This window comes from Cellulomonas sp. CW35 (assembly GCF_052378485.1).
Classification (GTDB): domain Bacteria; phylum Actinomycetota; class Actinomycetes; order Actinomycetales; family Cellulomonadaceae; genus Cellulomonas; species Cellulomonas uda.
Genome location: NZ_CP199000.1, coordinates 3,195,375 through 3,221,983, shown reverse-complemented (window position 1 = coordinate 3,221,983; position 26,609 = coordinate 3,195,375). Strand labels below are relative to the sequence as shown.

General features: G+C 73.9%; 22 protein-coding genes, 1 tRNA gene and 1 pseudogene. 16 read left to right on the top strand and 8 right to left on the bottom strand.

Going from position 1 to position 26,609, the window contains the following annotated elements:
* Nucleotides 1-10 precede the first annotated feature (10 nt).
* On the bottom strand, nucleotides 11-757 hold the full coding sequence (locus tag ACT17Q_RS14660) for an MIP/aquaporin family protein (protein ID WP_141320257.1): 747 nt from the start codon (nucleotides 755-757) through the stop codon (nucleotides 11-13).
* A gap of 78 nt (nucleotides 758-835) precedes the next feature.
* Nucleotides 836-2,581 carry a glycerol-3-phosphate dehydrogenase/oxidase gene (locus ACT17Q_RS14655; protein ID WP_444663328.1) on the bottom strand — a complete coding sequence of 582 codons (1,746 nt, stop codon included), beginning with the start codon at nucleotides 2,579-2,581 and terminating at the stop codon, nucleotides 836-838.
* Nucleotides 2,582-2,731: 150 nt separating this feature from the next.
* On the opposite strand from ACT17Q_RS14655, the gene ACT17Q_RS14650 reads away from it, so the two are divergent.
* Nucleotides 2,732-3,721: a sugar-binding transcriptional regulator gene (locus ACT17Q_RS14650; protein WP_444663326.1), complete on the top strand. Its 990-nt coding sequence runs from the start codon at nucleotides 2,732-2,734 to the stop codon at nucleotides 3,719-3,721.
* A 59-nt stretch (nucleotides 3,722-3,780) separates the two neighbouring features.
* Nucleotides 3,781-4,302 (top strand): amino-acid N-acetyltransferase, encoded by a 522-nt coding sequence (locus ACT17Q_RS14645; protein ID WP_094181711.1) that lies wholly within the window; start codon nucleotides 3,781-3,783, stop codon nucleotides 4,300-4,302.
* A 10-nt stretch (nucleotides 4,303-4,312) separates the two neighbouring features.
* On the opposite strand, the gene ACT17Q_RS14640 is transcribed toward ACT17Q_RS14645, so the two are convergent.
* Nucleotides 4,313-5,257: an A/G-specific adenine glycosylase gene (locus tag ACT17Q_RS14640; protein WP_444663324.1), complete on the bottom strand. Its 945-nt coding sequence runs from the start codon at nucleotides 5,255-5,257 to the stop codon at nucleotides 4,313-4,315.
* A gap of 236 nt (nucleotides 5,258-5,493) precedes the next feature.
* On the opposite strand from ACT17Q_RS14640, the gene ACT17Q_RS14635 reads away from it, so the two are divergent.
* Together ACT17Q_RS14635 and ACT17Q_RS14630 are read left to right on the top strand one after the other, a co-directional pair.
* Complete coding sequence (locus ACT17Q_RS14635) at nucleotides 5,494-6,099, top strand: hypothetical protein (protein ID WP_444663322.1); 606 nt, start codon at nucleotides 5,494-5,496, stop codon at nucleotides 6,097-6,099.
* 114 nt (nucleotides 6,100-6,213) lie between these two features.
* A complete protein-coding gene (locus ACT17Q_RS14630) occupies nucleotides 6,214-6,558 on the top strand; it encodes a hypothetical protein (RefSeq protein ID WP_141320248.1) in 345 nt (114 codons plus the stop codon).
* A 64-nt stretch (nucleotides 6,559-6,622) separates the two neighbouring features.
* Here the strand turns inward: ACT17Q_RS14630 and disA are convergent, their stop codons facing one another.
* Together disA and radA are read right to left on the bottom strand one after the other, a co-directional pair.
* Nucleotides 6,623-7,699: a DNA integrity scanning diadenylate cyclase DisA gene (disA, locus tag ACT17Q_RS14625; RefSeq protein ID WP_094181714.1), complete on the bottom strand. Its 1,077-nt coding sequence runs from the start codon at nucleotides 7,697-7,699 to the stop codon at nucleotides 6,623-6,625.
* A 32-nt stretch (nucleotides 7,700-7,731) separates the two neighbouring features.
* Nucleotides 7,732-9,183: a DNA repair protein RadA gene (gene radA, locus ACT17Q_RS14620; protein WP_141320246.1), complete on the bottom strand. Its 1,452-nt coding sequence runs from the start codon at nucleotides 9,181-9,183 to the stop codon at nucleotides 7,732-7,734.
* 122 nt (nucleotides 9,184-9,305) lie between these two features.
* Between radA and ACT17Q_RS14615 the strand changes: the two genes are divergently transcribed.
* Nucleotides 9,306-10,358, top strand: a complete 1,053-nt coding sequence (locus tag ACT17Q_RS14615; RefSeq protein WP_444663319.1) for a hypothetical protein — start codon at nucleotides 9,306-9,308, stop codon at nucleotides 10,356-10,358.
* Nucleotides 10,359-10,406: 48 nt separating this feature from the next.
* Here ACT17Q_RS14615 and ACT17Q_RS14610 read toward each other — a convergent pair.
* Together ACT17Q_RS14610 and ACT17Q_RS14605 are read right to left on the bottom strand one after the other, a co-directional pair.
* Nucleotides 10,407-10,700: pseudogene (locus ACT17Q_RS14610) on the bottom strand (winged helix-turn-helix domain-containing protein); the annotation flags it as partial.
* A gap of 213 nt (nucleotides 10,701-10,913) precedes the next feature.
* Nucleotides 10,914-11,561 (bottom strand): TetR/AcrR family transcriptional regulator, encoded by a 648-nt coding sequence (locus ACT17Q_RS14605; protein ID WP_444663317.1) that lies wholly within the window; start codon nucleotides 11,559-11,561, stop codon nucleotides 10,914-10,916.
* Nucleotides 11,562-11,663: 102 nt separating this feature from the next.
* On the opposite strand from ACT17Q_RS14605, the gene ACT17Q_RS14600 reads away from it, so the two are divergent.
* The 4 genes from ACT17Q_RS14600 to ACT17Q_RS14585 all read left to right on the top strand — a co-directional run bounded on the left by ACT17Q_RS14600 (nucleotide 11,664) and on the right by ACT17Q_RS14585 (nucleotide 16,757).
* Complete coding sequence (locus tag ACT17Q_RS14600; protein ID WP_444663315.1) at nucleotides 11,664-12,578, top strand: phosphatase PAP2 family protein; 915 nt, start codon at nucleotides 11,664-11,666, stop codon at nucleotides 12,576-12,578.
* A gap of 81 nt (nucleotides 12,579-12,659) precedes the next feature.
* A complete protein-coding gene (gene topA / locus ACT17Q_RS14595) occupies nucleotides 12,660-15,362 on the top strand; it encodes a type I DNA topoisomerase (protein ID WP_094181720.1) in 2,703 nt (900 codons plus the stop codon).
* Between the two features lie 215 nt (nucleotides 15,363-15,577).
* The gene (locus tag ACT17Q_RS14590) at nucleotides 15,578-16,141 is read left to right on the top strand and encodes a M57 family metalloprotease (RefSeq protein WP_444663312.1); all 564 of its coding nucleotides are present in this window, start codon (nucleotides 15,578-15,580) and stop codon (nucleotides 16,139-16,141) included.
* Nucleotides 16,128-16,757: a hypothetical protein gene (locus ACT17Q_RS14585; RefSeq protein WP_444663310.1), complete on the top strand. Its 630-nt coding sequence runs from the start codon at nucleotides 16,128-16,130 to the stop codon at nucleotides 16,755-16,757. Before ACT17Q_RS14590 ends, ACT17Q_RS14585 begins: the two co-directional genes overlap by 14 nt.
* A gap of 101 nt (nucleotides 16,758-16,858) precedes the next feature.
* Here the strand turns inward: ACT17Q_RS14585 and ACT17Q_RS14580 are convergent, their stop codons facing one another.
* Nucleotides 16,859-20,599, bottom strand: a complete 3,741-nt coding sequence (locus ACT17Q_RS14580) for a glycosyl hydrolase (protein WP_444663308.1) — start codon at nucleotides 20,597-20,599, stop codon at nucleotides 16,859-16,861.
* A gap of 146 nt (nucleotides 20,600-20,745) precedes the next feature.
* On the opposite strand from ACT17Q_RS14580, the gene ACT17Q_RS14575 reads away from it, so the two are divergent.
* The 7 genes from ACT17Q_RS14575 (at nucleotide 20,746) to arsD (ending at nucleotide 26,602) form a co-directional block, all read left to right on the top strand.
* On the top strand, nucleotides 20,746-21,750 hold the full coding sequence (locus ACT17Q_RS14575) for a Gfo/Idh/MocA family protein (protein WP_141320233.1): 1,005 nt from the start codon (nucleotides 20,746-20,748) through the stop codon (nucleotides 21,748-21,750).
* A gap of 85 nt (nucleotides 21,751-21,835) precedes the next feature.
* The gene (tmk, locus tag ACT17Q_RS14570) at nucleotides 21,836-22,510 is read left to right on the top strand and encodes a dTMP kinase (protein ID WP_444665405.1); all 675 of its coding nucleotides are present in this window, start codon (nucleotides 21,836-21,838) and stop codon (nucleotides 22,508-22,510) included.
* The gene (locus ACT17Q_RS14565) at nucleotides 22,507-23,643 is read left to right on the top strand and encodes a DNA polymerase III subunit delta' (RefSeq protein ID WP_094181724.1); all 1,137 of its coding nucleotides are present in this window, start codon (nucleotides 22,507-22,509) and stop codon (nucleotides 23,641-23,643) included. The genes tmk and ACT17Q_RS14565 overlap by 4 nt, the downstream gene beginning before the upstream one ends.
* A gap of 248 nt (nucleotides 23,644-23,891) precedes the next feature.
* A complete protein-coding gene (locus ACT17Q_RS14560; protein WP_268535159.1) occupies nucleotides 23,892-25,409 on the top strand; it encodes an alpha/beta hydrolase in 1,518 nt (505 codons plus the stop codon).
* 123 nt (nucleotides 25,410-25,532) lie between these two features.
* Nucleotides 25,533-25,608 (top strand) — tRNA-Thr (locus ACT17Q_RS14555).
* Nucleotides 25,609-25,813: 205 nt separating this feature from the next.
* A complete protein-coding gene (locus ACT17Q_RS14550) occupies nucleotides 25,814-26,116 on the top strand; it encodes an ArsR/SmtB family transcription factor (protein ID WP_307722673.1) in 303 nt (100 codons plus the stop codon).
* Nucleotides 26,117-26,215: 99 nt separating this feature from the next.
* Nucleotides 26,216-26,602, top strand: coding sequence for an arsenite efflux transporter metallochaperone ArsD (gene arsD, locus ACT17Q_RS14545; RefSeq protein WP_444663304.1), 387 nt, complete (start codon nucleotides 26,216-26,218; stop codon nucleotides 26,600-26,602).
* The last annotated feature ends 7 nt before the right edge of the window (nucleotides 26,603-26,609 follow it).

Here is a 26,609-nt window from a genome sequence, read left to right as displayed (position 1 = left end):
ACGTGCGCGGTCAGCCCAGGTAGTCGAGCGTCCACTGCGCGAGCAGGCCGGCGATCGCACCGCCGACGATCGGGCCGAGGACCGGGACCCACGCGTACCCCCAGTCGCTCGAGCCCTTGCCCTTGATGGGCAGCAGCGCGTGCGCGATGCGCGGGCCGAGGTCACGGTTCGGGTTGATCGCGTAGCCCGTGGGGCCACCGAGGCTCGCGCCGATCCCGACGACGAGCAGCGCGACCGGGAGCGGGCCGAGGTTCGCCGGGTTCTTGGCGAACATGAGGATGACGTAGACGAGCACGAACGTGCCGATCGCCTCGGTCACGAAGTTCCAGCCGTAGCTGCGCACGGCCGGCCCCGTGGAGAACACCGCGAGCTTGGTGCCCGGGTCCGCCTCCTCGTCGAAGTGCTTCTTGTACGCGAGGAACGCGAGCACGGCACCGAGGAACGCGCCGAGCATCTCCGCCGCGAGGTACACGAACGTGGACGCCGCCGTGACGGCGACCCCGGGCGCGTACTCGTCGGCGCCGTTGGCCAGCAGGCCGATCGTCACCGCGAAGTTCAGGTGCGCGCCCGACAGGTACGCCGCGTACACACCGGCGAAGACGGCGAGGCCCCATCCGAAGTTGATGAGCAGCCAGCCGCCACCGAAGCCTTTGGTGCCCGGGAGGATCACGTTGGCGACGACCCCCGCACCGAGCAGGAGCAGCAGGGTCGTGCCGGCGACCTCGGAGACGAACACTTGCATGAGCGAGACGTCCATGGGTCCTCACTTCTCGGAGACGGGACTTCGTTGTCACGTGCTCCCGCGCCGGGGGGCGCGGGCGTTCGGGGGTGGGGCTCAGGACTCCAGCGGTCGCATCGGGGCCAGGTCCAGCGCGCGCAGGCGCACCTTCTGAGCCGACGCGTCGTCGGTCTCCTGCGCCGCGGCGTCCTCGGCCTCGGCGCGCGCGCGGTACGCCTCGACCTCGCGGCGCGTCGTCGCGTCGTCCCAGCCGAGCACCGGCGCGACGAGCGCGGCGATCTCCTCGAGCGCGCTCACCCCCTTGTCCGCCTGCTCGTAGTTGAGGCGCGTGCGGTGCATGAGCACGTCGTCCAGGTGCAGCGCGCCCTCGTGGCTCGCGGCGTACACGATCTCCGCGCCGATGTACGCGGGTGCGTGCGTGAGCGGCTTGGCGAGCTCGGGGCGCTCGTCGCACAGGTCCGTCAGCTCGCCCAGCAGCGAGCCGTACCGGTGCAGCAGGTGGTCCATGCGCGGGCGGTCCCAGCCGTACCGCCGGGCGATCGCACGCGACTGGCGCTGGACGACCGGCAGGCCCTCCGCGCCCACGAGCGGCAGGTCGTGCGTGAGCGACGGCAACGTCGTCGCGCGCGAGCCGATCGCGAAGTCCACGGCGTCCTTCGCCATGACGCGGTACGTCGTGAGCTTGCCGCCCGCGATGACCGTCAGGCCCGGCGTGGGGGAGGCCACGGTGTGCTCGCGCGACACCTTGGCCGACGACGTGCCCTCCTTGGTACCGGGCTGCAGCAGCGGCCGCAGGCCGGCCCACGTGCCGATCACGTCGTCGCGCGTGAGCGGCCGGGCGAGCACCGCGTTCGCGTGCTCGATGACGTAGTCGATGTCGGCGCTCGTCGCGACCGGGTGCGTGAGCTCCTGCTCCCACGGGGTGTCGGTCGTGCCGATCACCCAGTACCGCGACCACGGGATGATGAACAGGACCGACTTCTCGGTCTGCAGGATCAGTCCCGTATCGCCCGCGATCCGCGAGCGCGGCACGACGATGTGGATGCCCTTCGACGCCAGCACGCGCAGCCCGCCTTCGGAGCCGGCGAGCGACTCCGTCTGCTCGGTCCACACGCCCGTCGCGTTGATGACGTGGCGGGCGCGCACGTCGATGCGCTCGCCCGTCTCGAGGTCCTCGACGACCGCGCCCGTGACCGCGCCGCCCGTCGTCGTCTGCAGGTCGAGGATCTGCGTGCGGCTCGCGGCGTGCGCGCCGTAGCTCACGGCCGTGCGGACCAGCGTCGAGACCAGGCGGGCGTCGTCCACGCTCGCGTCCCAGTACCGGACCGCGCCGATCGCCGCGTCGTGGCGCAGGTCGGGGAACAGGCGCTCCATGCCCTTGCGCGTCAGGTGCCGGTGGATCGGCATCGCGCGGCGTGAGCCCGAGACGGTGGCGAGCGTGTCGTACAGCGCGACGCCCGCACCGACGTACGCGCGCTCCCACACCCGGTTCTCCAGCGGGTACAGGAACGAGACCGGCTTGACCAGGTGCGGCGCGATCCGCTGGATCAGCAGGTCGCGCTCGGTGAGCGCCTCGCGCACCAGGTGGAAGTCGAGCATCTGCAGGTAGCGCAGGCCGCCGTGCACCAGCTTGCTCGAGCGGCTCGACGTGCCGCTCGCCCAGTCCTGCGCCTCGACGATCGCGGTGGACAGCCCGCGGGTCACCGCGTCGAGCGCGATGCCCGCGCCCGTGACGCCGCCGCCGACGACGAGGACGTCGAGCTCGTCGCCCTGCCGCGCGGACTCGCGCAACCTCGTCAGTGCGTCCTGCCGTGCCTGGGCCGTCAGTGCAGCGGTCCTCATCGCACGTCCTCCTGGTGGTGCTCGTCCGTCGTCGTCCCTGTCGCCCGATCCGGCGGCGCTCGCTATGGTCATCACGACCAGAACGAATGCGCAACCGGAGTGCACATACGTGCACACCCTCGGCCGCGCCCGCCGTCGTGAGGGGGAGCGATGGAGTTGGACCGCGAGCAGGACGTGCTGCGCGCCGCGTCGATGTACTACCTCCAGGACCTGAAGATGGAGGTCATCGCGCGGCACCTGGGCACCTCCCGGTCCACGGTGTCCCGGCTCATCAAGCGCGCGCGGGAGACCGGCCTCGTCGAGATCACCCTGCGCCCGGCGAGCACGCGCGCCCCCGGCCTCGGCCGGTCGCTGTCCGCCGCGTTCGGCATCGACGCCTACGTCGTCCCGGTCCCCGACTCGTCGTCCCACATCGAGCGGCTCGACCAGGTGTCCATGACCGCCGCCAAGCTCCTGACCTCGTGGTTCGACTCCGACATGGTCCTCGGCGTCGCCTGGGGGACCACCCTCGCGTCCGTGTCCCGCTACCTCGTGCCCAAAACCACCCGCGGGTCCGCCGTGGTGCAGCTCAACGGCGCCGCGAACATGCGCACGTCCGGCGTCGACTACGCGAGCGACCTCATCTCGTCGTTCGGCACCGCGTTCGCGGCCGCCGTGCACCATTTCTCGGTCCCCGCGTTCTTCGACTTCTCCGACACCAAGGCCGCCATGTGGCGCGAACGCTCCGTGCGGCGCGTGCTCGACATGCAACGACGTGCGGACATCGCGGTGTTCTCCGTCGGGGCCGTCGCCGGCGCCGTGCCCTCCCACGTGTACTCCGCCGGGTACCTCGACGACGCGGACGTGCGCGTCCTGCACGACGAAGGCGTCGTCGGCGACGTGTGCACCGTCTTCCTGCGCGCCGACGGGTCCTGGGAGGACGTCCCGCTCAACGCCCGCGCCACCGGACCCACCCCCACCGAGCTCCAGCGCCTCCCGCGGCGCGTGTGCGTCGTCGCCGGCGACAACAAGGTCGCGCCGCTGCTCGCAGCCCTGCGCGCGGGCGTCGTCACCGACCTCGTCGTCGACGAGACGACCGCCGTCGGCCTGCTCGACGCCGCCGAGCCCGCCCCCGTGCGCCGCATCCGCACGCGCGGCTGACGACGCGCGGAACCGGACACCCGCACCGCACCGGCACGGGCGGCACCTAGGTTGGACCCGTGACCGCAGCGCCCGTGCACGTCCGTCCAGCACTGCCCGCCGACGTGCGCGCGATCCGAGGGCTCGTCCAGCCCTACGCGCAGGAGCGCATCCTGCTGGCCAAGGAGTGGGTCGGCTACTACGAGTCCGTGCAGGAGTTCCTGGTCGCGGAGTCCGACGAGGACGCGACCGCCGGGCAGGTCGTCGGGTGCGGCGCGCTGCACGTCATGTGGGAGCACCTCGCCGAGGTCCGCACGCTCGCGGTCGACCGGTCCTTCCGCGGCCGACGCGTCGGGCACGCGCTGCTCACCGCGCTCATGGACCGCGCCCGCGCGCTCGGGCTGCGGCACCTGTTCTGCCTCACGTTCGAGGTCGAGTTCTTCACCCAGCACGGGTTCCACGCCATCGAGGGCCAGGCGGTCGACGCCGAGGTCTACGCCGAGCTGCTGCGCTCGCACGACGACGGCGTCGCCGAGTTCCTCGACCTCGCGCGGGTCAAGCCCAACACCCTGGGGAACACGCGCATGCTCGTCGAGCTCTGACCCCCACGCGTCAGCCCGGCAGCGCGTACGCCGGCGGCTCGTCCTCGCCCGCCGCCACCTCCACGACGAGGCCGTCCGCCAGCAGCCCCGCGAGCGCACGGGCCCGCTGCGGCGTCGCCGGCCACGCCTCGTCGAGCACGTGCCGCGGCACCGGCACGGGCGACCCGCGCAGCAGCGCCATCACCCGGCCGCGGACCTGACGGTCCGTGCCGTGCCACGCCTGCGTGCGCCGCCGGTGCGCGTGCACGTCCCCCGGCCGCCCCGCCGCCACCCACGCGCACGACGAGACGAGCGGGCACTGCCCGCAGCGCGGCGAGCGCGCCGTGCACACCAGCGCCCCGAGCTCCATGCTCGCCGCCGCCCAGCGCGCCGCGGGCGCGTCCTGCGCCGGGACCAGCACCCGCGCCCGCTCCACCTCCGCGCGCGTCTGCGTCGGCGCCGGCAGCGCCGCACCGTCCACCGCCCGCGCCAGGACCCGTCGCACGTTCGTGTCGAGCACCACCGCGCGCCGCCCGAACGCGAACGCGCGCACCGCCGCCGCCGTGTACGCCCCGACCCCGGGCAGCGCCAGCAGCGCGTCCTCGTCGTCCGGGACCCGCCCGCCGTGCCGCTCCACGAGCACCCGCGCGCACTCCTGCAGGCGCAGCGCCCGGCGCGGGTACCCGAGCCGGTCCCACGCACGCAGCACGTCCGCCGTCGGCGCCGTCGCCAGGTCCGCGGGCGTCGGCCACCGCCCCAGCCACGCGCGCCACGCCGGCTCCACCCGCACCACGGGCGTCTGCTGCAGCATGACCTCGCTGACCAGCACACCCCACGGCGTGCGGTCCGGCGCGCGCCACGGCAGGTCCCGCGCGTGCTCGTCGAACCAGTCCACGACCGGCCCGACGAGGTCGACCGGTGCCGGCGCCGGTGCGGGTGCCGGTGCGGGCCCGGAGGCGGGCGGGACGAGGCTCACCCCCGCATCCTGCCAACGATCGGCGGCGCGCCCGACCGCGCAGCGCGCGTGCACCCCGGCGCGGCTCGTACCGTGGGCCCCGACGTCGTCGGACACCGACGACGGGGATGTCGACGGGCGGCCCGACGGGCGGGTCGACGGGCATTCGGACGGGCAGGACGACGGGCAGGACGACGGGAGGGGCGCACGTGGCGGAGCCGAGAGCGGGACGCCCACGGGCCGGAGGGCCGCGGCCCGTGCTGCCCCGCCGGGTGTACGTCGTGCGGCGGCTGGTCGCGCTCGCGGTCGTCGCCGCGCTCGTCGTCGCCGCCGTGCTCGTCGTGCGGGCCGTGACGCGCCCCGACGACGGCACGCCCGCCGCGCCGACCTCGCGCACCCCGAAGGCCGCCGCGACCACCCCCGACGCCGCACCCACGCTCTCACCCGTCGAGGCCGCCGCGCGCGCCGCCGGCGTGCCGGTCTGCCGCGTCGCCGACCTCGACGTCGGGTTCGACGCCACCAAGACCGCCTACGAGGGCACGGAGCGGCCCTCGTTCCGCATCACCTACACCAACACCGGCGACGAGGCGTGCCTCGTCGACGCGGGTGACGGCATGCGTCGCGTGAGCGTCGTCTCGGGCGACGACACGGTGTGGGCGTCCTGGCACTGCGGGCGCGACGCCGAGAGCCGTCCGCTGCTGCTCGGGCCCGACGAGCCGAGCAAGGAGACCTACCGCTGGCCGCGCGTGCGGTCCGTCAAGGGCTGCACCGCGGGCCAGCCCGCCCCGCGCCCCGGCACGTACACCGCACGCCTGCTGATCGACGACGAGGTCGTCGCCAAGGCGGTCTTCGACCTGCGGTGATGCCGTCGGGTCCGAGCCCGGCGTCGGGTGCCCGGGGTCCGGTACGGTACGGCTCGCCCGGATCGCCAAGGGGTCCGAAGCGTCCGACGGACCGGATCGTGACAGGGAGTGCGCATGACGTGGCGTCAGTGGGGCTGGACCCTCGTGGTCCTCGGCGTGCTCGGGTTCCTGCTGCTCACGCCGCCCGGCTTCCGCACGGAGGGCGGCGAGCGGGTGGACTGCCGGTCGATCGGGTTCGAGCTCGCCGACACCGTGCACGTCGACGGCAGCCCGGTGTCCGACCGGGACGCCGCGTGCCAGGACGCCCGCCAGGACCGCCAGACGTTCGTCGTGATCGTGCTGTCCGTCGTCCTCGGCGTGCTCGTCGTCCGGCGTGGGCGGCTCGGCTACGACGAGCCGACGGCACCCGCCGTGCGCCGCGACGACGAGGCCGCCGCGCAGGAGCGTCCTGCGACGTAGCGGTCCCGCAGACGTCTGCGCTGAAGGATGTCGCTCGCCGGGGCGGTCGGACGGAGCGCGAGCGTCAGACGTAGCGTTCGAGGATGCTCGACTCGGCGAGCCGGGACAGGCCCTCGCGCACCGCGCGAGCCCGCTGCTCGCCCACGCCGTCGACGGCCATGAGGTCGTCGATGCCCGCCGCGAGCAGCTTCTGCAGGCCGCCGAAGTGCGACACCAGCCGGTCGACGATCGTGTTCGGCAGCCGCGGGACGCGCGACAGCAGGCGGTACCCGCGCGGGCCGACCGCCGCGTCGAGAGCGTCGCCGCCGCCGGGCAGGCCCAGCACGCGGGCGATCCGCGCGATGTCGAGCAGCTCCGTCGAGTCGAGCACCGCGAGCGACTGCAGCACGGTGTCCAGGTCGTTGCGCGACGCGTCGAGGTAGTCGCGGATCACGAGCTCGCGGTCCGAGCCGATCGTCCCGACGAGCTCGTCGTGCTGCAGCGCGAGCAGCCGGCCGTCGGTGCCGAGCTCGACCACGTAGCTCTCGATCTCGTCGGAGATGCGGCGCACCATCTCCAGGCGCTGCACCACCGCCGAGACGTCGCGGACCGTCACCAGGTCCTCGATCTCGAGCGCCGAGAGCGTGCCCGACACCTCGTCGAGGCGGGTCTTGTACCGCTCGAGCGTGGCGAGCGCCTGGTTCGCGCGGGACAGGATCGTGGTCGAGTCCTCGAGCACGTACCGCTGGTTGCCCACGTAGAGCGCGATGATCCGCATCGACGCGGACACCGAGATCACGGGCAGGCCGGTCTGCTTCGCGACGCGCTCCGCAGTGCGGTGACGGGTGCCCGACTCGGACGTCTCGATCGTCACGTCCGGCAGCAGCTGGACCGCGGCGCGCAGGATCTTGCTGATGTCCCGGTCGACCACCACCGCGCCGTCCATCTTGCACAGCTCGCGCAGCCGGGTCGCCGAGAACTCCACGTCCAGCACGAACCCGCCCGAGCAGATGCTCTCGACCGTGCGGTCGAAGCCGCAGACGATCAGCGCGCCCGTGCGGCCCCGCAGGATCCGCTCGAGACCGTCACGCAGGGCGCTGCCCGGCGCGACCGCTGCGAGGGTCGAGCGCAGCAGGTCGTCGGGGGAGTGCGTGGCAGCCACGCGACTGATCGTAACGATGCCTCCCGGGACGCTCAGGCAACCGGCGCCGGCTGGGCGGGTGAAGCGGCCGTCATGACGAGCTGGACGGCGTGCGCCAGGTCCGTCGCGCCGAGCACGTGCACCCCCTCGGGCGGCACCAGGTCGTCCACCGACGACGCGGGCACGAGCGCGCGCCGGAAGCCCAGCCGGGCCGCCTCGGCGAGGCGTCGGCCGATCCCCGGGACGGCCCGGATCTCGCCCGCGAGGCCGACCTCGCCGAGCGCGACGAGCCCGCGCGGAAGCGCCACGTCCTCCCGCGAGCCGATCGCGGCGAGCGCGAGCGCGAGGTCGCCCGCGGGCTCGACCACCCGCGCGCCGCCGACCGTCGAGACGTAGACGTCCTGGTCCGCGAGGCGCGCACCGAGCCGGCGCTGCAGCACCGCGAGCACCATCGCGAGCCGCGCCGAGTCGACCCCGCTGGTCGTGCGCCGCGGGTTCGGGGCGGCGGAGGGGGCGACGAGCGCCTGCACCTCGACCGCGAGCGGGCGGCGGCCCTCGAGCGTCACGGTCAGGCACGTGCCCGGCACCGCGTGCAGCGCCTGCGACACGAACAGCCCCGACGGGTCCGGCAGCCCGACGATGCCCGACTCCGACAGGTCGAAGCAGCCGACCTCGTCCGTCGGCCCGTAGCGGTTCTTCGTGGCGCGCAGCAGGCGCAGCCGCGAGTGCCGGTCACCCTCGAACTGGCACACCACGTCGACGAGGTGCTCGAGCGTGCGCGGCCCGGCCACCGACCCGTCCTTGGTCACGTGCCCGACGAGCACCACCGGCATGTCCCGCGACTTCGCGGCCTGGATGAGCGCCGAGCTCACCTCACGCACCTGTGCGACCCCGCCGGCCGAGCCCTCGACCTGCGCCGACGCGATGGTCTGCACCGAGTCCAGGACCAGCAGGTCCGGGTCGGACTGCTCGACGTGACCGAGCACGCTCGCCAGGTCCGTCTCGTCCGCCAGCAGCAGGGCCGGGTCGAGCGCGCGGATCCGGCCCGCGCGCAGCCGCACCTGCGCGGTGGACTCCTCGCCCGTCACGTACAGCACGCGCCGGCCGCCCCGCGCGGCGCGCGCCGCGACGTCCAGCAGCAGCGTCGACTTGCCCACCCCCGGCTCGCCCGCCAGCAGCACCACCGCACCGGGCACGAGCCCGCCGCCGAGCACGCGGTCCAGCTCGTCGACGCCCGTCGGGCGCGCCTGCGCGGTCTCGGCCGGGATCTCGTCGATCGGCCGCGCGGGACCACGCGACGGGGGAGCGGCCGCGGTCCGCGGCGCACCGCCGCCCGGGCCCGCCTCCTCGACCACCGAGCCCCACGACTGGCACTCGCCGCACCGGCCGACCCACTTCGTCGTCGTCCACCCGCACTCGGTGCACCGGAACCCCGGGGTCCGGGAAGCCGAGGACCGTCCGCTCTTCGTCGCCACGGCGCGCACGCTAGCCGCCGCCTCCGACATCCCCCGCACCCCGTGCGGCAGCGGTGCGACACGAGCGTGTCCGCGCCGCGCGGGCTCGCGGACCCCCACCCGCGACGCTGGGTAGGCTGCGCAGGTCCGCACGGAGCCAACGAGGGGGACCCATGAGCGACAGCGGCGCACCGCAGGACCCGACGACCCCCGCGGGCCCGACGACGCCCGGCGGCACGCCGTACCAGCCGCGCGTTCTGCCCACCCGCGGCACCACGCCCCCACCCGCCGAGCCCACGGTCACGCCGCGGGTCGGCGGCGGCGGGCACGCCGCGTTCGCGACCGGCCAGGGCGGTGCCGCGACCCCCGGGGCCGGGTCCGCCGCGTCGCACCCCCCGCAGCACGCCGCGCCCCGCACCCCGGCGCACGCGTCCCAGCCGGCACCCGCCGCGACCTCGGCCGGTGAGCCGCCCACGGGCGACGCCACGGCCGCGGGCGGTCGGCGTCCGAGGTGGCTGCTGCCCGTCGCGATCGGTGCGGGCGTGCTCGTCGTCGGCGGTGTCGTCGCGGGCATCGTCCTGGCGAACCGGTCGGGCGACTCCGCGACCCCCGTCGCGGCCACGACGATCCGCCTGCCCTCCCCGACGCCCGCGGTCGACCCCGTCGCGCGGGAGGCGGACACGCCGTTCGCCCAGGTGCTCCCCGCGTCCGTGCTGCAGTACGCGCTCGCGTCGTCGGGCGTCGACGACACGTGGACCGACGCCGGTGCGCTCGAGGCATGGTCGGAGCAGTTCACCGACGGCGCGAGCGGCACGTTCACCGTGCAGTCCGGCCAGTGGGCGAGCAACGCGGAGGCCAAGGCGTTCGCCGAGTCGCTCACCGCCGAGCTGCCGACCGACACCGCGCAGGGCGACCAGGCGCGCACCGTGCCGAGCGGCACCGAGCAGAACGGCACCGAGCAGAGCGACGGCGCGCAGAGCGACGGCGCGCAGTCCGGTGACGACGCGTCGCTGCCCGCCAAGCCCGCCCCCGCGCAGTCGTCCGACGACACGCTTCCGCAGTCGGACGCGGTCCGGGTGGGGGACGACGCGATCGTCGGCACCTACACCGCGGTCGACCTCGGCGACGGCACGGGGGTCGTGGTCTGGTACAACCGCACGGCGGTGTTCCGTGCGGAGGGTCCCGTCGCCGACGTCCTCGACTTCTACCGGGCGTTCCCGGTCTGACGCGCGGCGGGGGTCGACCTCGCCGCGGCGACGGTCACCCGCGCCAGGTCACAGGGGCGGGCGCAGCACGTAGCCGATGCCGCGCTGCGTGTGCAGCATCGGCGCGCGCCCTCGGTCGATCTTGCGCCGCAGGTAGCTGACGTACAGCTCGACGACCCCGTCGGCACCGCCGCGGTCGTCGCGCCACACGCGGTCCAGGATCATCCGCTTGGACAGCACGCGGCGCGGGTTGCGCATGAAGTAGGTGAGCAGGGCGCGCTCGGTGGGCGTGAGGTGGATGGGGTCGCCGGCGCGCGTGACCTCGCCGCTGACCTCGTCGAGCTCGAGGTCGCCGACGACGAGGGTGCGCTGGTCCGTCGTGGTCGCTGTCATGCGCCCACGGTGCCGACCGCCCCTGGACCCCACCTGAGCCCTCCCTGTGAAACCGCTGAAAACGGCCCCCGCCCCCGCGAGGTCGTGCGTTCCTCGGTGAGTCGTGCGGAAGAACGCACGACCTGGCGAGGGATGCACGACCCGGCGAGCGATGCTCGACCTCGCGGCGCGGGTCGGCCGTCGTCAGCCCAGGTGGGGAATGTCCGCCGACGGGCAGGCGGCGCGCAGGACCGCCTCGATGCCGACGCGGGTGGCCTCCGCGAGGTCGACCGCGTCCTCGTCGAGCAGCCACTGCACCTGCAGGCCGTCCATCAGCGCGATGACCGCGCTCGCGGCGCGCCGCGCGTCGTCGTCGGACACGTCCGGCCCGCCGACCTCGCGCACCGCGGCCGCGACGTCGCCGCGCAGCGTGGTGAACCGCTCGGTCACCCAGGCGCGCGCGGGGTGGTCCTCGGTCACGGACTCGCCGGTCAGCACGGTGTAGCCCTGCACGATGCCGCGGCGCTCCGCGTTGGCGCGCGCGGTGCGCACCAGGTGGTGGAACAGCTCGATCCCGCCGGGGATGTGCTGCCCCTCGAGGTCGGCGACGCCCTGCTCGTCGCGCAGCTGCAGCACCTCGACGAGCAGCTGCTCCTTGGTGCCGAAGTGGTGCAGCACGCCCGCGTGCGTGATGCCCACCTGCTCGGCGACGTCCGCGAGCGAGCCGGTGCGGTACCCCTTGGTGCCGAACGTCCGGGCGGCCGCGCGGACGATCTGCGCACGCCGCTCCTCGGTCGCCGCGCGCCGCGGTCGCCTGCCCCCCGGCGCCGGGGCCGCCGCCTCGTCGTCCATGGCGGCCACCCTAGGCGGTCACGTGCGCGGTCCGTGCGCACGCGGTGGTCACGTCGTGGAGGGCTCGTCGCCCGCACGGCGCGGTGGCCTAGCGTGGACGGCGTGACGACCACGACGACCCCGACGACGCCTGCGCGCACCCGCCGCGGCGCGGTCGTCGCGGCGTGCCTCGCGGTGAGCGTCGCGAGCCTCGCGGGCGTCCTGGGGCTGTGGGCGGTGTTCGTCGACACCGAGCAGGGGCAGCTGGTCGACGCCGCCGCGGTCGAGGGCGCGGTGTACGGGCAGACGGAGCTGTGGCGGATGGCCGAGCGGGTGCTCGACGTCGTGTCCGTCTCGGCGATCGCGGTCGTGCTGGTCGTGGCGGTGGGGATCGCGGTGGTGCGGCGGCGCTGGGAGCTCGCGGTGCAGGTCGCGCTCGTCATGGGCGGTGCGAACCTCACGACGCAGGTGCTCAAGTACCTGGTGCTGCCGCGCCCCGACCACGGCGTGAACACGGGCAGCGCGGAGAACACCCTGCCCAGCGGGCACACCACGGCCGCGACGAGCATCGCGGTCGTCCTGCTGCTCGTCGTGCCGGCGCGGATGCGCCCGCTCGTCGCGGCGGTCGGTGCGGCGTACGCCGCGGCGACCGGGGTCTCGACGCTCGTCGGGCAGTGGCACCGGCCGTCGGACGTGCTGGCGGCGGTGCTCGTCGTGCTCGCGTGGACGGCGGCGACGTGCGCGCTCACGGCGTCGTGGCCGCCGCGGCCCGGGCCGGACGTCGACGGCCCGCCGCCGACCCCGCGGCTGCAGGGCGGCACGCTCGGCGCGCTGTGGACCGTGGCGCTCCTGGCCGGGGCGGGTGCGGTGGCCGCGCTCGCACGGACGTGGCAGGCGGTCCCGGGTGCGGGCACGCGCTCGGAGCTGCTGTGGGCGTACGGCGGCGGTGTGCTCGGCACGGTCGCGGCGTGCGCCGCGACGTTCGCGACCGCGCTCGCGCTGCGCCATGCCGCGGGACGCCGGTTGCGAAGCGCTTGACGGGTCGTCGTAGAGTCCCCAGACGTACGAGCCACGCGCGGCACTCAGCCGGTGCGGGCCGTCAGACAGGAAGAGGCACGCATGTCGGCAGGGCGCAAGCTCGTCATCGTCGAGTCGCCCGCCAAGGCCCGCACGATCGCGGGGTACCTGGGCGACGACTTCGACGTCGAGGCGAGCGTCGGGCACATCCGTGACCTGCCGCAGCCCTCGGAGCTGCCGGCCGAGATGAAGAAGGGCCCCTTCGGGAAGTTCGCGGTCGACGTCGAGAACGGCTTCCAGCCCTACTACGTGGTCGACTCCGACAAGAAGAAGAAGGTCGCGGAGCTGAAGAAGCTCCTCAAGGAGTCCGACGAGCTCTACCTCGCGACCGATGAGGACCGCGAGGGCGAGGCCATCGCGTGGCACCTGCTGGCCGAGCTCAAGCCCAAGGTGCCGGTCAAGCGCATGGTGTTCCACGAGATCACGCGCGAGGCGATCACGCGGGCGCTGGAGAACACGCGCGAGCTCGACGACCGCCTCGTCGACGCGCAGGAGACCCGCCGCATCCTCGACCGCCTGTACGGCTACGAGGTCAGCCCGGTGCTGTGGCGCAAGGTCCGTCAGGGCCTGTCCGCGGGCCGCGTGCAGTCGGTCGCGACGCGGCTCGTCGTCGAGCGCGAGCGCGAGCGCATGGCGTTCGTCCCGGCGGACTACTGGGACCTCACGGGCACGTTCGCGGTGGCCGACGACGACGAGCCCGCCTTCCAGGCGCGGCTCACGGCTCTCGACGGCTCGCGTGTGGCCTCGGGCCGTGACTTCACCGACCGCGGCGTGCTCAAGACGGACGCGGTGCAGCTCGACGAGGCCGCCGCGACGTCGCTCGTCGCCGCGCTCGACGGTGCGGCGTTCGAGGTCCGCAGCCTCGAGACGAAGCCGTACACGCGCCGGCCGGCGGCGCCGTTCACCACGTCCACGCTGCAGCAGGAGGCGTCGCGCAAGCTGCGGATGTCCTCGCGGCAGACCATGCGCACCGCGCAGACGCTGTACGAGAACGGCTACATCACGTACATGCGTACCGACTCGCCCGTGCTGTCGACGCAGGCGATCTCCGCCGCGCGGCGCCAGGCGGCCGAGCTGTACGGCGCGGAGTACGTCCCCGACGCGCCGCGCGTGTACGCCTCCAAGGCGAAGGGCGCGCAGGAGGCGCACGAGGCGATCCGCCCCGCGGGCGACCACTTCCGCACGCCGGCGCAGGTCGCGCGCGAGCTCTCGGGCGACCAGTTCAAGCTGTACGAGCTGATCTGGAAGCGCACGGTCGCCTCGCAGATGGCGGACGCGCGCGGGCAGACCGCGTCCGTGCGCCTCGGCGCCGTCGCGGCCGACGGGCGGGACGCCGTGTTCTCCGCGTCCGGCACCGTGATCACGTTCCGCGGCTTCCTCGCGGCGTACGAGGAGGGCCGCGACGTCTCGCGGTACGACGACGACGCGGCGCCGGCCGACGAGAAGGACGCGCGCCTGCCGAAGATGGCGCAGGGCGACCCGCTCACGGGCCGTGACCTCACCGCGGACGGGCACCGCACGTCACCGCCGCCGCGCTTCACCGAGGCGTCGCTCGTCAAGGCGCTCGAGGAGCGCGGGATCGGCCGCCCGTCGACGTACGCCGCGACGATCTCGACGATCCTCGACCGCGGGTACGTCACGAGCCGCGGCCAGGCGCTCGTGCCGTCGTGGCTGGCGTTCGCGGTGACGCGCCTGCTCGAGGAGAACTTCGACCGGCTCGTCGACTACGACTTCACCGCCTCGATGGAGGAGGACCTCGACGCGATCGCGTCGGGCGAGAAGGACCGCGTCGCGTGGCTCACGCACTTCTACTTCGGCGACTCCGACGAGGGTGAGGGCCTGCGCGACCTCGTCGCGAACCTCGGCGACATCGACGCGCGCGAGGTCAACTCGATCGACATCGGCGAGGGCATCACGCTGCGCGTGGGCCGCTACGGTCCGTACCTCGAGGACCCGTCGGTGCTCGGTGAGGACGGCAACCCCCGCCGTGCGTCGGTGCCCGAGGACCTCGCGCCCGACGAGCTCACGGTCGAGCGGGCGCGTGCGCTGCTCGACAGCGAGCCCGAGGGGGACCAGGTGCTCGGTACCGACCCGACGACGGGCACGACGATCGTCGCGAAGAACGGCCGCTACGGCCCGTACGTCACCGAGCTGCTGCCCGAGCCCGAGCTCGACCCGGGCCTGTCCGCCGCGGCACGCAAGAAGGCCCTGGCCGCCGCGCCGAAGCCGCGCACCGCGTCGCTGTTCAAGTCGATGTCGCTCGACACCGTGACGATCGACGACGCGCTCAAGCTCCTCTCGCTCCCGCGCGTCGTCGGCGTGGACCCCGAGTCGGGCGCGGAGATCACCGCGCAGAACGGCCGCTACGGCCCGTACCTGAAGAAGGGCACCGACTCGCGCACGCTCGCGTCGGAGGAGGCGCTGTTCACGACGACGCTCGAGGAGGCGCTCGCGATCTACGCGCAGCCCAAGCGCGGGCGCGGCGCGACCGCGACGCCGCCGCTGCGCGAGCTGGGCGACGACCCGACGTCGGGCAAGCCGATCGTCGTGAAGGACGGCCGGTTCGGGCTGTACGTGACCGACGGCGTGACCAACCGGACGCTGCCCAAGGACGTGACCGCGGAGTCGATCACGCCCGAGCAGGCGGTCCAGCTGCTCGCCGACAAGCGCGCGTCCGCCCCCGCGAAGAAGAAGGCTCCGGCCCGCCGCGCCAAGCCGAGGGCGAGCGCCAAGTCCTCGTCCTGACACCCGGCCGGATCTCGTCCGGTTCGCCGCACGCCACCTGCCTGGCTCGATGGTGGGCGGGCTGTGCACACGGCGTGCGGGCTGTCCGGGGGAGCTGGATGCGCTGTTTCCGGGACGCGAGAGGTCGCGCGGTGCTAGCGTGGCTCGTCTCGGAGCGGGGGGAGCGGTAGGTGCTGCGAAGCGGTCTCAAGTCGAGCCGTGCGGCGGTCGTGGGTGTGACGATCATCGCCAGCTTGGCCGGTGTGCTGATGGTGATGTCGCCACAAGCAAGCGCGAGTAACTTCGGATCCGAAGGATCGGTGGGCGCTGCCGGGACCACGAACGGCGTGTTCCTCACCCGCGACAGAGCGTGGTCCGTGGCAAAGATCGACTTGACCGCCACGTACTCGAACGGCGTCTCGGCAGCGGTCAAGAACCAGTACAACCCCACAGACCTGACTGTCACCGTCTACACACCACCCGGCTGCGGCGGCTCGTACGGCTCCTACGACCTGTGCGTCTTCGATGCCGAGTACGGCGACAACGGCCTCGCCGCTTGGAACGCGTGTGCCGGGACGACGTCGGGAAGGCATCCCACCATGGTGTGCTCCACCCAGTACGTGAGGATCAACCGCTACTACTCACCGCCCGCGAACCGCATCGCCTGCCACGAGATGGGCCACAGCATCGGCTTGCGTCACTCCTCAGAGGCTTCGTCCTGCCTGAAGAGCGCAGCCGAGGGCGGTACCTCGCAGACGCTCACCTCTCATGACAAGGCCCACATCAATGGCACGTACTGAGCGGCTCCAGAGATTCGGCTCCGTCGCCGCCTTTGCCGTCGGGTCCCTCGCCGTCGGCACACTTGCGGGTTGCACGAGCGATGCCACGGCTCTGCCGTCCACGGCTGACTTCGTCACCCTTCGGATCTCGGGCGACGAGGTCGAGCCGTACGCGGGATTCGACGACATGCTGAAGTCGGCGGATCTGGCGGCGTCGGGTGTGGTCGGGGAGCCCGGTCCGGTCCGGTCCGTGGGCGAGCGCGGCTCGGAGGCCTACGTGCTGCCGTTCGAGTTCACGGTGAGCGACGTCGCCAGCGGCGAAGGGCCGTCTGTGGTCGACGTGGAGCTGTCACTCGGCGCGACCGACCCCGAGCAGGCGCATGCGGCGAAGGCGGCATTCTCCAAGGTGATGAGCGGCCAGGAGGCGTTCCTCTACCTGCGCGCCAAGCAGAGCGCCGGCGACGAGGGCGTGTACCGGATCGTGAACAGCTACGGGCTCTGGATGGAGACCGCAGACGCGGCGCTCACCGCACCGCTCGCCGCCGACGACCCTCACGGGAAGCCGCTGTGGGCATCCGATCTGAAGGATGTCCGCTCGGTGCGTTCACTCGCTGCGGACCAGTCCGACACGGCGTAGCCGCGTGTCGCCCGCGCCACGTCGTCGTCGTGACGCGCCGCTCCCGGACATGACGACGCCCCGCCGGCAGCCCATCCGGCGGGGCGTCGTCGTCCGTGGGGTCAGCGCACGCGCAGCGTGGCGACCGCGGAGATCACCGAGCCCTGGCTGTTGGAGACCACGACCCGGTACCGGGTCCCCGAGTCCTTCGTCGTGCGGGGCTTGACCGTCAGGCTCGACGAGGTCGCGCCCGTCACCTTGACCCACGCCGCGCTGCCGGGCGCCTTGCGGAACCACTGGTAGGTGGGGGCGGGGTAGCCGGTGGCGGTGACGCGGAACGTCGCGGCGCGGTAGCGGGCGACGGTGAGGGACCGCGGCTGGGCCGTGATGCGCGGCTTCGTCCTTGTCACGGTGAGGGTGGCGCCGGCCGAGGCCGCCGTGCCCGCCACGTTGGTGAACACCGCGCGCACCTGCCCGCCGTCGTGGGCCTTCGCGAGCCGCAGCGTGAGGGTCGTCGACGTCGCGCCGGTGATCGGCCGCCACGACGCGGCGCCCTTGCTGCGGAACTGCCACTGGACGGTCGGCGCCGGGAGGCCCGACGCCTGGGCCGTGAGCGTGACGGTCGTGCCGATCTTCCCCGTCACGGCCGTGGGCTGCGTCGTCACGGCGGGTGCGACCTCGGTGGGCTGGGCGGGGAAGTCGCCGACCTCGAGGTCGTCGAGGTAGAACGTGCCGGTGGCGGGCAGCGCGGGGTCGGCCTGCGTGGCCATGAGGATGACCTCGTTGACCTTCGCGAGCTGTGCGCGCGTCGGCCGCGTCGCCGGGTCGATCCCCGCCGGCCACGTCGCGACCGCGTCGGCGAACGCCGCACGCACGGTGCGCGCGGAGCCCGTGAGCGGCACCGGGAGGTCCCAGTACCAGTCGTCGCCCGTGCCCGACGCGGACACCGTGCGGAACCGCAGCGAGAGCGACTGGCCCGAGCCGTTCGGGTCGACCCACGCGGAGATGCCGTCGAGCCCGGCCCACGAGTGTCCGCCCAGCCAGCGCGACTCCTGCAGGTACGTGGTCGTCGAGAAGTCGTAGGCGAACGCGGCGGCCGCCGAGCCGCCCGCGCCCTTGCCGGGTGCCAGCGCGAGCTGCCAGCCGTCGCCCCACTCCTGCTCGGCGATGTTGTTCCACGCGGCGCGCAGGTCCGCGGTGGCGCCGTACTGGTCGAACCGGTCCAGTACCTCGGGCGTGCCGTCCGGCACCTCCGGCTCGGCGTCACCGCCCACGACGCGGATCTCGTCCACCCCGAACGCGCCGGACCCGCTCTGCGAGCTCGACGCGAGCACGAGCTCGTTCACCACGCCCAGCGCCTCGTCGGAGATCGGTGTGGTGAGGTCCTGCGGCCAGGACGGTGCGAACGACGAGAACGGGATCTCGACGACGTGCCACGACGTGTCGGTCAGCGGGACCTGCGCGAGGTAGTACGTCCCGCCGCCCAGGCCGAGCTGGACGGCGAGCTGGTTGCCCGTGCCGTCGCCCTTGACCCGCAGCGACAGCGCGTCCCGGCCGGACCAGTCCTGCCCGCCGAGCCAGCGCGCGACGTCCTGCCACGCGCCGTCCGCGTGGTCGTAGGTGAACGCGAGCGCCTGCGCGCCCTCGCCGGCGTCCGTCGACAGGCTGACGAGGTCGGTCTTGGCGCGGTTGCCCCACGCGGCGTCGAACGCGGCCTCGTCGGCGTAGGACTCGAAGTCGTCCACGAGGATCGGCTCGGCCGACGGCTCGGGGTCGACGTACTCGCCCTCGCCGGACGCCGCGATGTCGTCGAGCAGGACCGAGCCCGTGAGCGGCGCGTCGCCCCCGGCGTCGTTCAGGTAGACGAAGAACTGGGAGACCTTCGCGAGCCGCTCCCAGGTGAGGGTCTGCCCGAGGTTCGCGGTGTCCCACGGCGCGACGGTGAACTCGGTCCACGGGATCGAGGCGACGTACGGCTCGTCGCCCGCGAGCGACGGGTACGCCTCGAACGTGACGCCGCCCGCCTGGACCTGGACGACGAGCTTGTGACCGGACGCGTCCGGGTCGACCCACAGGTCGAGCTGCCCGAAGCCGGACCAGTTCTGCGTGGGCGCGTACGACTTCCCGAAGCCCAGGTAGCCCGTGCGCGAGGCGGGGAAGTCGTACGACAGGCGCACCGCCTGGCCGTCGCCGTGGTCGGCGAGCGCGATGGCCGACGAGGTCGCGTTGGCGGTCGTGTACGCCGCGCGCAGCGCGACGTCGTCGCCGTACCCCTCGAAGTCGTCGACCGTGCCGACGGGCAGCACGGGCGCCGAGCCGAGGATGAGCGACACGTCGGCCGACAGGTCGTGACCGCCACCCGTCGCGGTGACCCCCGCCGGGACGGTGCGGTTCGTCAGGGCGTCCTCGCCGACCTCCCAGGTGGCCGACCAGTAGCCGTCGTCGTCGGGCGCGAGCTCGAGCGGCTCGTAGCCCGCGGCCGTGAACGTCACGGTGTCGACGCCGGGCGCGGCGGTCACCTTGGCGCGCACGGTCGTCGTCGCGGTGGTGACGCGCGTGCCGTCGGCCGGGGTGACGACCCGCAGCGCGGGCTCCTGCGCCCCCGCGGTGGCCGTGAGCGCGTACGGGTCGCCCGTCTGGCTCGCGAACACCGACGCGTCGTCGTCGTACAGCGCCTGGAAGTCCGCCGCCATCTCGTGGCCCGCGTACGGGACGTAGATCTGGCCCGAGCCGAAGTTCGCCCACGTGAGCATCCACGCGACCCGGCTCGCGGTGGGGCTGGCGCTCAGGCCGTCGAGCAGCTCGGTGAAGTAGTGCAGCGACTTGTTGCCGCTGGGCTTGATGGTGCGGTCGCCGTTGCGGCCGAACTCGGTGAACGCGGGGACCTTGCCGCGCTCGGCGGCCAGGTCGACCACCATCTCGAGGTCGTCGACGACGGCCGCGACCCACGCGGTCGAGTCGTCGGCGGCGTCGGAGTTCTCGTAGTTGTCGTACCCGAGCACGTCGACCCACTGGTCGCCGGGGTACGTCTCCAGGTAGCGCGCGGCGTCGCCGTCGAACGTGCCGTTGGGGGAGAACGCGTAGAGCAGGTTGTGCACGCCCTTGACGTCGCGCAGGTACTCGACCGTGTACCGGAAGATCTCCTTGTACTCGCCGACGCTCGCGTGCGCGGCGCCCCACCAGAACCACGAGCCGGTGTTCTCGTGGAACGGCCGGAAGACGATCGGCACGAGGGACCCGTCGGACCGCTGCGCGCTCTGCGCCGCGAGCGCGACCAGGTCGAGGTAGTCGCGGTACTCGGCGTTGGTGTCGCCGCCCGGGAGGATGTGGCTGACGACGCGGCCCTCGGTGTCGTAGAACGAGCCGCCCGTCACGAAGTTCGGCATGTGCGCGGAGAGCGTGACGAGTGCGCCCAGGTCGTCGGCGCGGACCATCTCCGCGGCGAGCGCGAGCGCGTTCTCCTCGTCGGTCCTGTCGTGCGAGCCGGGCTTCTCGTCGCCCTTGAGCGCGAGCGTGTCGAAGCCGAAGATGCCCGGCAGGTCGCCCGTCACGTCGTGCACGTCGGACCTCAGCGGCTTGCCGTCGGGACCCGTGACCGACGACGAGACGGCCTCGTCGGTCGCGTGCTGCTGGCCGAACAGGATGCCGCCGGACTCCTGGTCGCGCAGGTAGCGCATCAGGGAGCGGGTCTGCGCGGTGGCGTCGGTGTCCGCGATCGCGACGGTGCCGCCCGAGCCGGGCGCGGGGTCGTCGGCGGCGTGCGCGCTGCCGGCCGCCGCCGTCAGGCCGGTGAGGGTCAGGGCCGCGGCGGCGACGAGCGCGACCGCTCGGCGGGCGGGGCGGGTGGCTGCTGAGGTGGGCATCGCGTTCTCCGTCGAACGACCCGGCGGGCGCGCCGGGCGACCGCACGGCCCACCGTCGGGCCGATGGCGACCGAGACTAACTAAGTCAAGCGAGCAAAGAAAGTGCACGAGCCCGACCAAAACGGTCCACACGCTAGGTTGACGCCATGGCTCGCACTCCCGACCCCCGCACCGCCCCGCCCGTCCGCTGGGGGATCCTCGGCGCCGGCCGCATCGCCGGCACGTTCGCCGACGCCGTCGGCAGCCAGACGCGCGCGCAGGTCGTCGCGGTCGGCTCGCGGCACCGGGACCGCGCCGAGCGGTTCGCCACCGCGCACGGCATCCCCACCACGCACCTCGGGTACGAGGCGCTCGTCGAGGACCCGCAGGTCGACGTCGTCTACGTCGCCACGCCCCACTCCGAGCACCTCGAGCACGCGCTGCTCGCGATCCGCGCGGGCAAGCATGTCCTCGTCGAGAAGGCGTTCACGCGCAACGCCGACGAGGCGCAGCAGGTCTTCGACGCCGCACGCGATGCGGGCGTGTTCGTCATGGAGGCCATGTGGACCCGGTTCCTGCCGCACGTCGCGGCGCTGCACCAGGTCATCGATGCCGGTGAGATCGGCGACGTGGTCAACGTGACCGCCGACCACGGCCAGCACATGGCGTTCGACCCGGCCTCGCGCCTGTACGCCCCCGAGCTCGCCGGCGGCGCGCTGCTCGACCTGGGCGTCTACCCGGTCTCGTTCGCGCACGACCTGCTGGGCGTCCCCGACTCCGTGCACGCCGTCGGCCAGCTCACCTCGACCGGCGTCGACGGGCACGTCTCGGTGGTCCTCGCGTACGGCGAGCGCACGCAGGCGACGCTCTCGACGACCCTGTGGGCCCGCACGCCCACCGTCGCGCTCGTCTCCGGCACCGAGGGGTACATCGAGGTCGCCGGGCCGTTCTACGGGCCCTCGTCGTTCCGCGTCACGCGCAACGACGGGCGCGTGTGGACGTTCGAGCAGCCCGGCACCAAGGGCCTGCAGTACGAGGCCGCCGAGGTCGCCCGGCGCATCGCCGACGGCGAGACGCAGAGCCCGCGCATGACCTGGCAGGGCACGGTCGAGGTGCTGCGCACGCTCGACGAGGTGCGCCGGCAGATCGGCCTCGCGTACCCGGGGGAGTGACCCGTGGCCCCGCACCCGCGGGGGCGGTGATGTGGGCGCGGGCGGCTAGCCTGACGCCGTGACATCGCCCGCCGGTCCGACGAGCCTGCCCGCGCCTCCCCCCGGGCCGGACGCGCCGCTGCCCGGCGTGTTCGTGTCCCTCGAGGGCGGCGACGGTGCGGGCAAGTCCACCCAGGCGCGCCTGCTCGGGGACTGGGCGCGCGGCCTCGGCCGCGAGGTCGTGCTCACGCGCGAGCCCGGCGGCACCGAGCTCGGCCGGCTCCTGCGGGACGCGGTGCTGCACGGCGACCACGTCGACGCGCGCACCGAGGCCCTGCTGTACGCGACCGACCGTGCGCACCACGTCGCCTCGCTCGTGCGGCCCGCGCTCGCGCGCGGCGCGCTCGTCGTCACCGACCGGTACCTCGACTCGTCGGTCGCCTACCAGGGGCACGGCCGGGACCTGGGTGTCGACGAGGTCGAGCGGCTCTCGCTGTGGGCGACGGGCGGGCTGCTGCCCGCCGTGACGGTGCTCCTCGACGTCGACCCGGTGCTCGGCCGCTCGCGCCTCACCGGCAGCCCCGACCGGCTCGAGAGCGCGGGCGACGAGTTCCACCGACGCACCCGCCAGGCGTTCCTCGAGCGTGCCGCGGCCGACCCCGCCCGGTTCCTCGTCCTCGACGCGACCACCGCACCCGACGAGCTGGCCCGCGCGGTGCGCGAGCGCGTCGCACCGCTGCTGGGCGTGCCCGCCGAGCCCGCGGCAGGGGGTGCCGCGTGAGCGTCTGGGAAGGTCTCGTCGGGCAGGAGCCCGCGATCACGGAGCTGCAGCGCGCCGTCGTCGACCCGCAGGCCATGACGCACGCCTGGCTGTTCACCGGCCCGCCCGGCTCGGGCCGCTCCAACCTGGCCCGCGCGTTCGCCGCCGCGCTGCAGTGCACCGAGGGCGGGTGCGGGCGGTGCCACGCGTGCACCACCGTCCTGGCGGGCACGCACCCCGACGTGAAGGTCGTCGCGACCGAGGGCGTCAACATCCTCATCGACGCCGTGCGCCCGCTCGTCGAGCTCGCGCAGCGGTCGCCCGCCGAGGGACGCTGGCGCGTGATCCTCGTCGAGGACGCCGACCGGCTGGTCGAGAAGACGTCGAACGTCCTGCTCAAGGCGCTCGAGGAGCCCGCGCCGCGCACCGTCTGGATGCTGTGCGCCCCCAGCCCGCAGGACGTGCTCGTCACGCTGCGCTCGCGGTCGCGGGCCGTCGCGCTGCGCGTGCCGCCCGTGGCGGCCGTGGTGGACCTGCTGGTCCGCCGCGACGGCATCGACCCGCAGGTGGCCGAGGTCGCCGCGCGCGCGGCGCAGAGCCACGTGGGCATCGCGCGCCGGCTCGCGCGCGACCCCGAGGCCCGGCGGCGGCGCGCCGAGGTGCTGCAGATCGCCGCGCGCATCCGGGGCGTGGGGGACGCGGTGCTGGCCGCGGGAGACCTGGTCGCGACCGCGCAGGCCGACGCGAAGGCCGCGACCGAGGAGCGCGACGCCGCCGAGCGTGCCGCGCTGCTGCGCACGCTCGGCGCCGAGGGCGCGGCGACGCTCCCGCCCGCCGTGCGCGGTCAGGTCCGCCAGCTCGAGGAGGACCAGAAGCGCCGGGCCACGCGCGCGCAGCGCGACGTCCTCGACCGGGCGATGCTCGACCTGCTGTCGCTCTACCGGGACGTGCTCGTCGTGCAGCTCGGCGCCGACGTGTCGCTGGTCAACCTCGACCACGCCGAGACCGTGCGCGAGCTCGCCGCGGCCGCCACGCCCGAGCAGACGCTGCGCCGCATGGACGCGATCGGGACGGCCCGCACGCGGCTCGAGGGCAACGTCGCCCCGCTCCTGGCCGTCGAGGCCATGGCGATCGCGCTGCGCCCCCAGGCCTGAGCCGCACGAGAGCGACGCGCACGCGCTCGTCGCGTCGACGGGCCGGGCCGTCCACATCCGGGGGTGGGGCGCCGCTCGGGCGGGGGTGGTGCGGTTACCGTGTGCGGGTGCTTCGTCCCGCTCGCGCCGGCTCCCGCTCCTCGACCTCCCGCCGATCCTCGTCCCGGTCCTCGTCCCGGTCCTCGTCCCGGTCCTCGTCCCGGTCCCCGGTCGCGGCCGCCGGCTCGCGCCGCGGCGTCCTGACGGGGGTGCTCGTCGTCGTGGCGCTCGTCGTCGCGGGCTGCTCGCCGACGACGAAGCACCAGTCGTCCGTCCAGACCACCGCCGGCTCCGCGGCGACCTCCGCCCCGGACGCGTCGAGCGCGCCGGACGCGGACCTCGAGCGGTTCTACTCCCAGCGGCTCGAGTGGGAGGACTGCGACGCGGGCGAGTGCGCGACCGCCGTCGTGCCGGTGGACTACGCGGACCCGGGTGGCGAGACCACGAGCCTCGCGCTCGCGCGCAGCCGCGCCTCGGGCGACCGCATCGGCTCGCTGCTGCTCAACCCGGGCGGCCCCGGCGGGTCCGGCCTGGACTTCCTGGCGAGCGCGCGGGACACGGTGAGCGACGACGTGCAGGAGCGGTACGACCTGGTGGGCTTCGACCCGCGCGGCGTGCAGCACTCCGAGCCCGCGATCGCCTGCTACGACGGCCCGCAGATGGACGAGCTGACCGCGTTCGACGCGGACTACTCGACACCGGAGGGCGTGCAGGCCGCGATCGACCGCTACGCGGACTTCTCGCAGGCGTGCCTCGAGCGCACGGGCCCGCTGCTCGGGCACGTGGACACCGTGAGCGCGGCGCGTGACCTGGACGTGCTGCGTGCCGCATTGGGTGACGACCGCCTGCACTACCTGGGCTACTCGTACGGCACGCAGCTCGGCGCGACGTACGCGGCGCTGTTCCCCGGCAACGTCGGGCGCCTCGTCCTCGACGGTGCGATCGACCCGACGCTCACGCCCGAGCAGTCGGCGCTCGAGCAGGCCGTGGGCTTCGAGAACGCGCTGCGCGCGTACGTGACGGACTGCCAGGCGGGCGCGTCGTGCCCGCTCGGCGGCGGCGTCGACGACGGCATGCAGCAGGTCCGGCGCCTGCTCGACCGGGCGCGCTCCGCACCCCTCGACACGGGCGACGACGACCGCCCCCTCACGCAGGCGCTCGCGTTCACCGGCATCGCGGTGACGCTGTACTCCGAGTCGTACTGGAGCTACCTGACGTCCGGCCTGCGCGCCGCGATCCAGGACGACGACGGCTCGGTCCTGCTCACGCTGTCCGACGCGTACTACAACCGCTCGTCGGACGGCACCTACTCCGCCAACCAGACCGAGGCGTTCTGGTCGATCGGCTGCGCCGACGGACGCCCCACGGCAGACCCGGACGAGATGGCTGCTGAGGCCGAGCGCATCGTCGCCGCGGCGCCGACCGTCGGCTCGCTGTTCACGTACGGCGGCGTGCTGTGCGCGCAGTGGGCCGTGCCCGAGGTCGGTGGGCTCGACGACTACTCCGCGACCGGCGCCGCGCCGATCCTCGTCGTCGGCACGACGAACGACCCCGCGACGCCGTACGAGCAGGCCGTGGCCCTCACGTCGATCCTCGACTCGGGCGTGCTGCTGACCTACGAGGGCGAGGGGCACACCGCGTACGGGCGCTCGAACGACTGCGTCACCGAGAACGTCGACGCGTACCTGCTGGACGGCGAGGTCCCTGCGGAGGGCACCCGCTGCTGACGCGCCGACGGCCGGTGGTGGGCCCCGGGCGGACCGACGACGGCTCGCTTTGGAGACCCGGCACCCCTACGGGTACAGTGGGCGCGCTCGCCGGACCGGCTGGTCCTGACCAGTCCCGGCAGCGCCGCCTTAGCTCAGTCGGCAGAGCGTCTCACTCGTAATGAGAAGGTCTGGGGTTCGATTCCCCAAGGCGGCTCCACCAGGAACCCGCGTCTGACCAGCCATCTCAGGCTGGAACGGCGCGGGTTTCGTGTCTCGCGGGCGGGCGGGGCGGTCGACCGTTGCCGGCACCTCGAGACGTTCGACCGCCGATTCGATGTCGGTCGATGTGACACGATCGCGGTGTGACCACGACGCATCCCCTGGCGACCGACCTCGCCGACGCATGCCTGTGCGAGGCCCCCGTGGGTGCGATCGACCCCACGCGTGCGGCGGAGGTGGCGAAGACCTTCAAGGCGCTGGCCGATCCTGCGCGCGTGCGCCTGCTCTCCATCATCGCCTCGGCGCCGGGTGGTGACGCCTGCGTGTGTGACCTGACCGAGCCTGTCGGGCTGTCGCAGCCGACGGTCTCGCACCACATGAAGATCCTCGCGGATGCGGGGCTTGTCACGCGACGCCAGCAGGGGAGGTGGGCGCACTTCGCGGTGGCGCCCGGCGCGCGTGAGCTTCTCGGTGCGTCAGCAGACGCGGTCCTCGGCCGGCGCTGAGAGCCGCCGGCGGCGACGGCGGGACCTTGGTCGCTTCGACGTTTGTCGATGCGTCGATACGTTCGAGGGGTCACGTCACTCTCGTCGAAGGATCTGGTCATGCCGTCCATCCGCGTCTTCGAACCTGCCCTGTGCTGCAACACCGGCGTCTGCGGTCCTGACCCGAGCGAGTCCCTCCTCGCGTTCACGGCTGACCTCGACCACGTGGTCACGCGGGGCGCCGATGCCGCTCGCCACAACCTCGCCAACGACCCGGCGGCGTTCTCCCAGGTGGAGCCGGTCCGTGAGTTCCTGCGCGTGTCCGGTTCCGACGGCCTGCCCGTCGTCGTGGTCGACGGCGCGATCGTGCTGACGGGGCGCTACCCGACGCGAGCCGAGCTCGTGCGGTACGCGGGCCTCGAGCCGGGCGGCGAGCTCCCGCTGACCGCCGTGACCTCCGCCGGCGGTGGCACCTGCTGCGGCGGCTCGTCGTCCTCCTGCTGCTGAGGGGGCG

Excerpts from the sequence above, each read along its gene's own strand:
- ACT17Q_RS14660 (WP_141320257.1), bottom strand. The coding sequence starts at position 757 with ATGGACGTCTCGCTCATGCAAGTGTTCGTCTCCGAGGTCGCCGGCACG.
- ACT17Q_RS14655 (WP_444663328.1), bottom strand. The coding sequence starts at position 2,581 with ATGAGGACCGCTGCACTGACGGCCCAGGCACGGCAGGACGCACTGACG.
- ACT17Q_RS14650 (WP_444663326.1), top strand. The coding sequence starts at position 2,732 with ATGGAGTTGGACCGCGAGCAGGACGTGCTGCGCGCCGCGTCGATGTAC.
- ACT17Q_RS14630 (WP_141320248.1), top strand. The coding sequence starts at position 6,214 with ATGACGTGGCGTCAGTGGGGCTGGACCCTCGTGGTCCTCGGCGTGCTC.
- radA (WP_141320246.1), bottom strand. The coding sequence starts at position 9,183 with ATGTCGGAGGCGGCGGCTAGCGTGCGCGCCGTGGCGACGAAGAGCGGA.
- ACT17Q_RS14615 (WP_444663319.1), top strand. The coding sequence starts at position 9,306 with ATGAGCGACAGCGGCGCACCGCAGGACCCGACGACCCCCGCGGGCCCG.
- ACT17Q_RS14605 (WP_444663317.1), bottom strand. The coding sequence starts at position 11,561 with ATGGACGACGAGGCGGCGGCCCCGGCGCCGGGGGGCAGGCGACCGCGG.
- topA (WP_094181720.1), top strand. The coding sequence starts at position 12,660 with ATGTCGGCAGGGCGCAAGCTCGTCATCGTCGAGTCGCCCGCCAAGGCC.
- ACT17Q_RS14585 (WP_444663310.1), top strand. The coding sequence starts at position 16,128 with ATGGCACGTACTGAGCGGCTCCAGAGATTCGGCTCCGTCGCCGCCTTT.
- ACT17Q_RS14580 (WP_444663308.1), bottom strand. The coding sequence starts at position 20,599 with ATGCCCACCTCAGCAGCCACCCGCCCCGCCCGCCGAGCGGTCGCGCTC.
- ACT17Q_RS14575 (WP_141320233.1), top strand. The coding sequence starts at position 20,746 with ATGGCTCGCACTCCCGACCCCCGCACCGCCCCGCCCGTCCGCTGGGGG.
- arsD (WP_444663304.1), top strand. The coding sequence starts at position 26,216 with ATGCCGTCCATCCGCGTCTTCGAACCTGCCCTGTGCTGCAACACCGGC.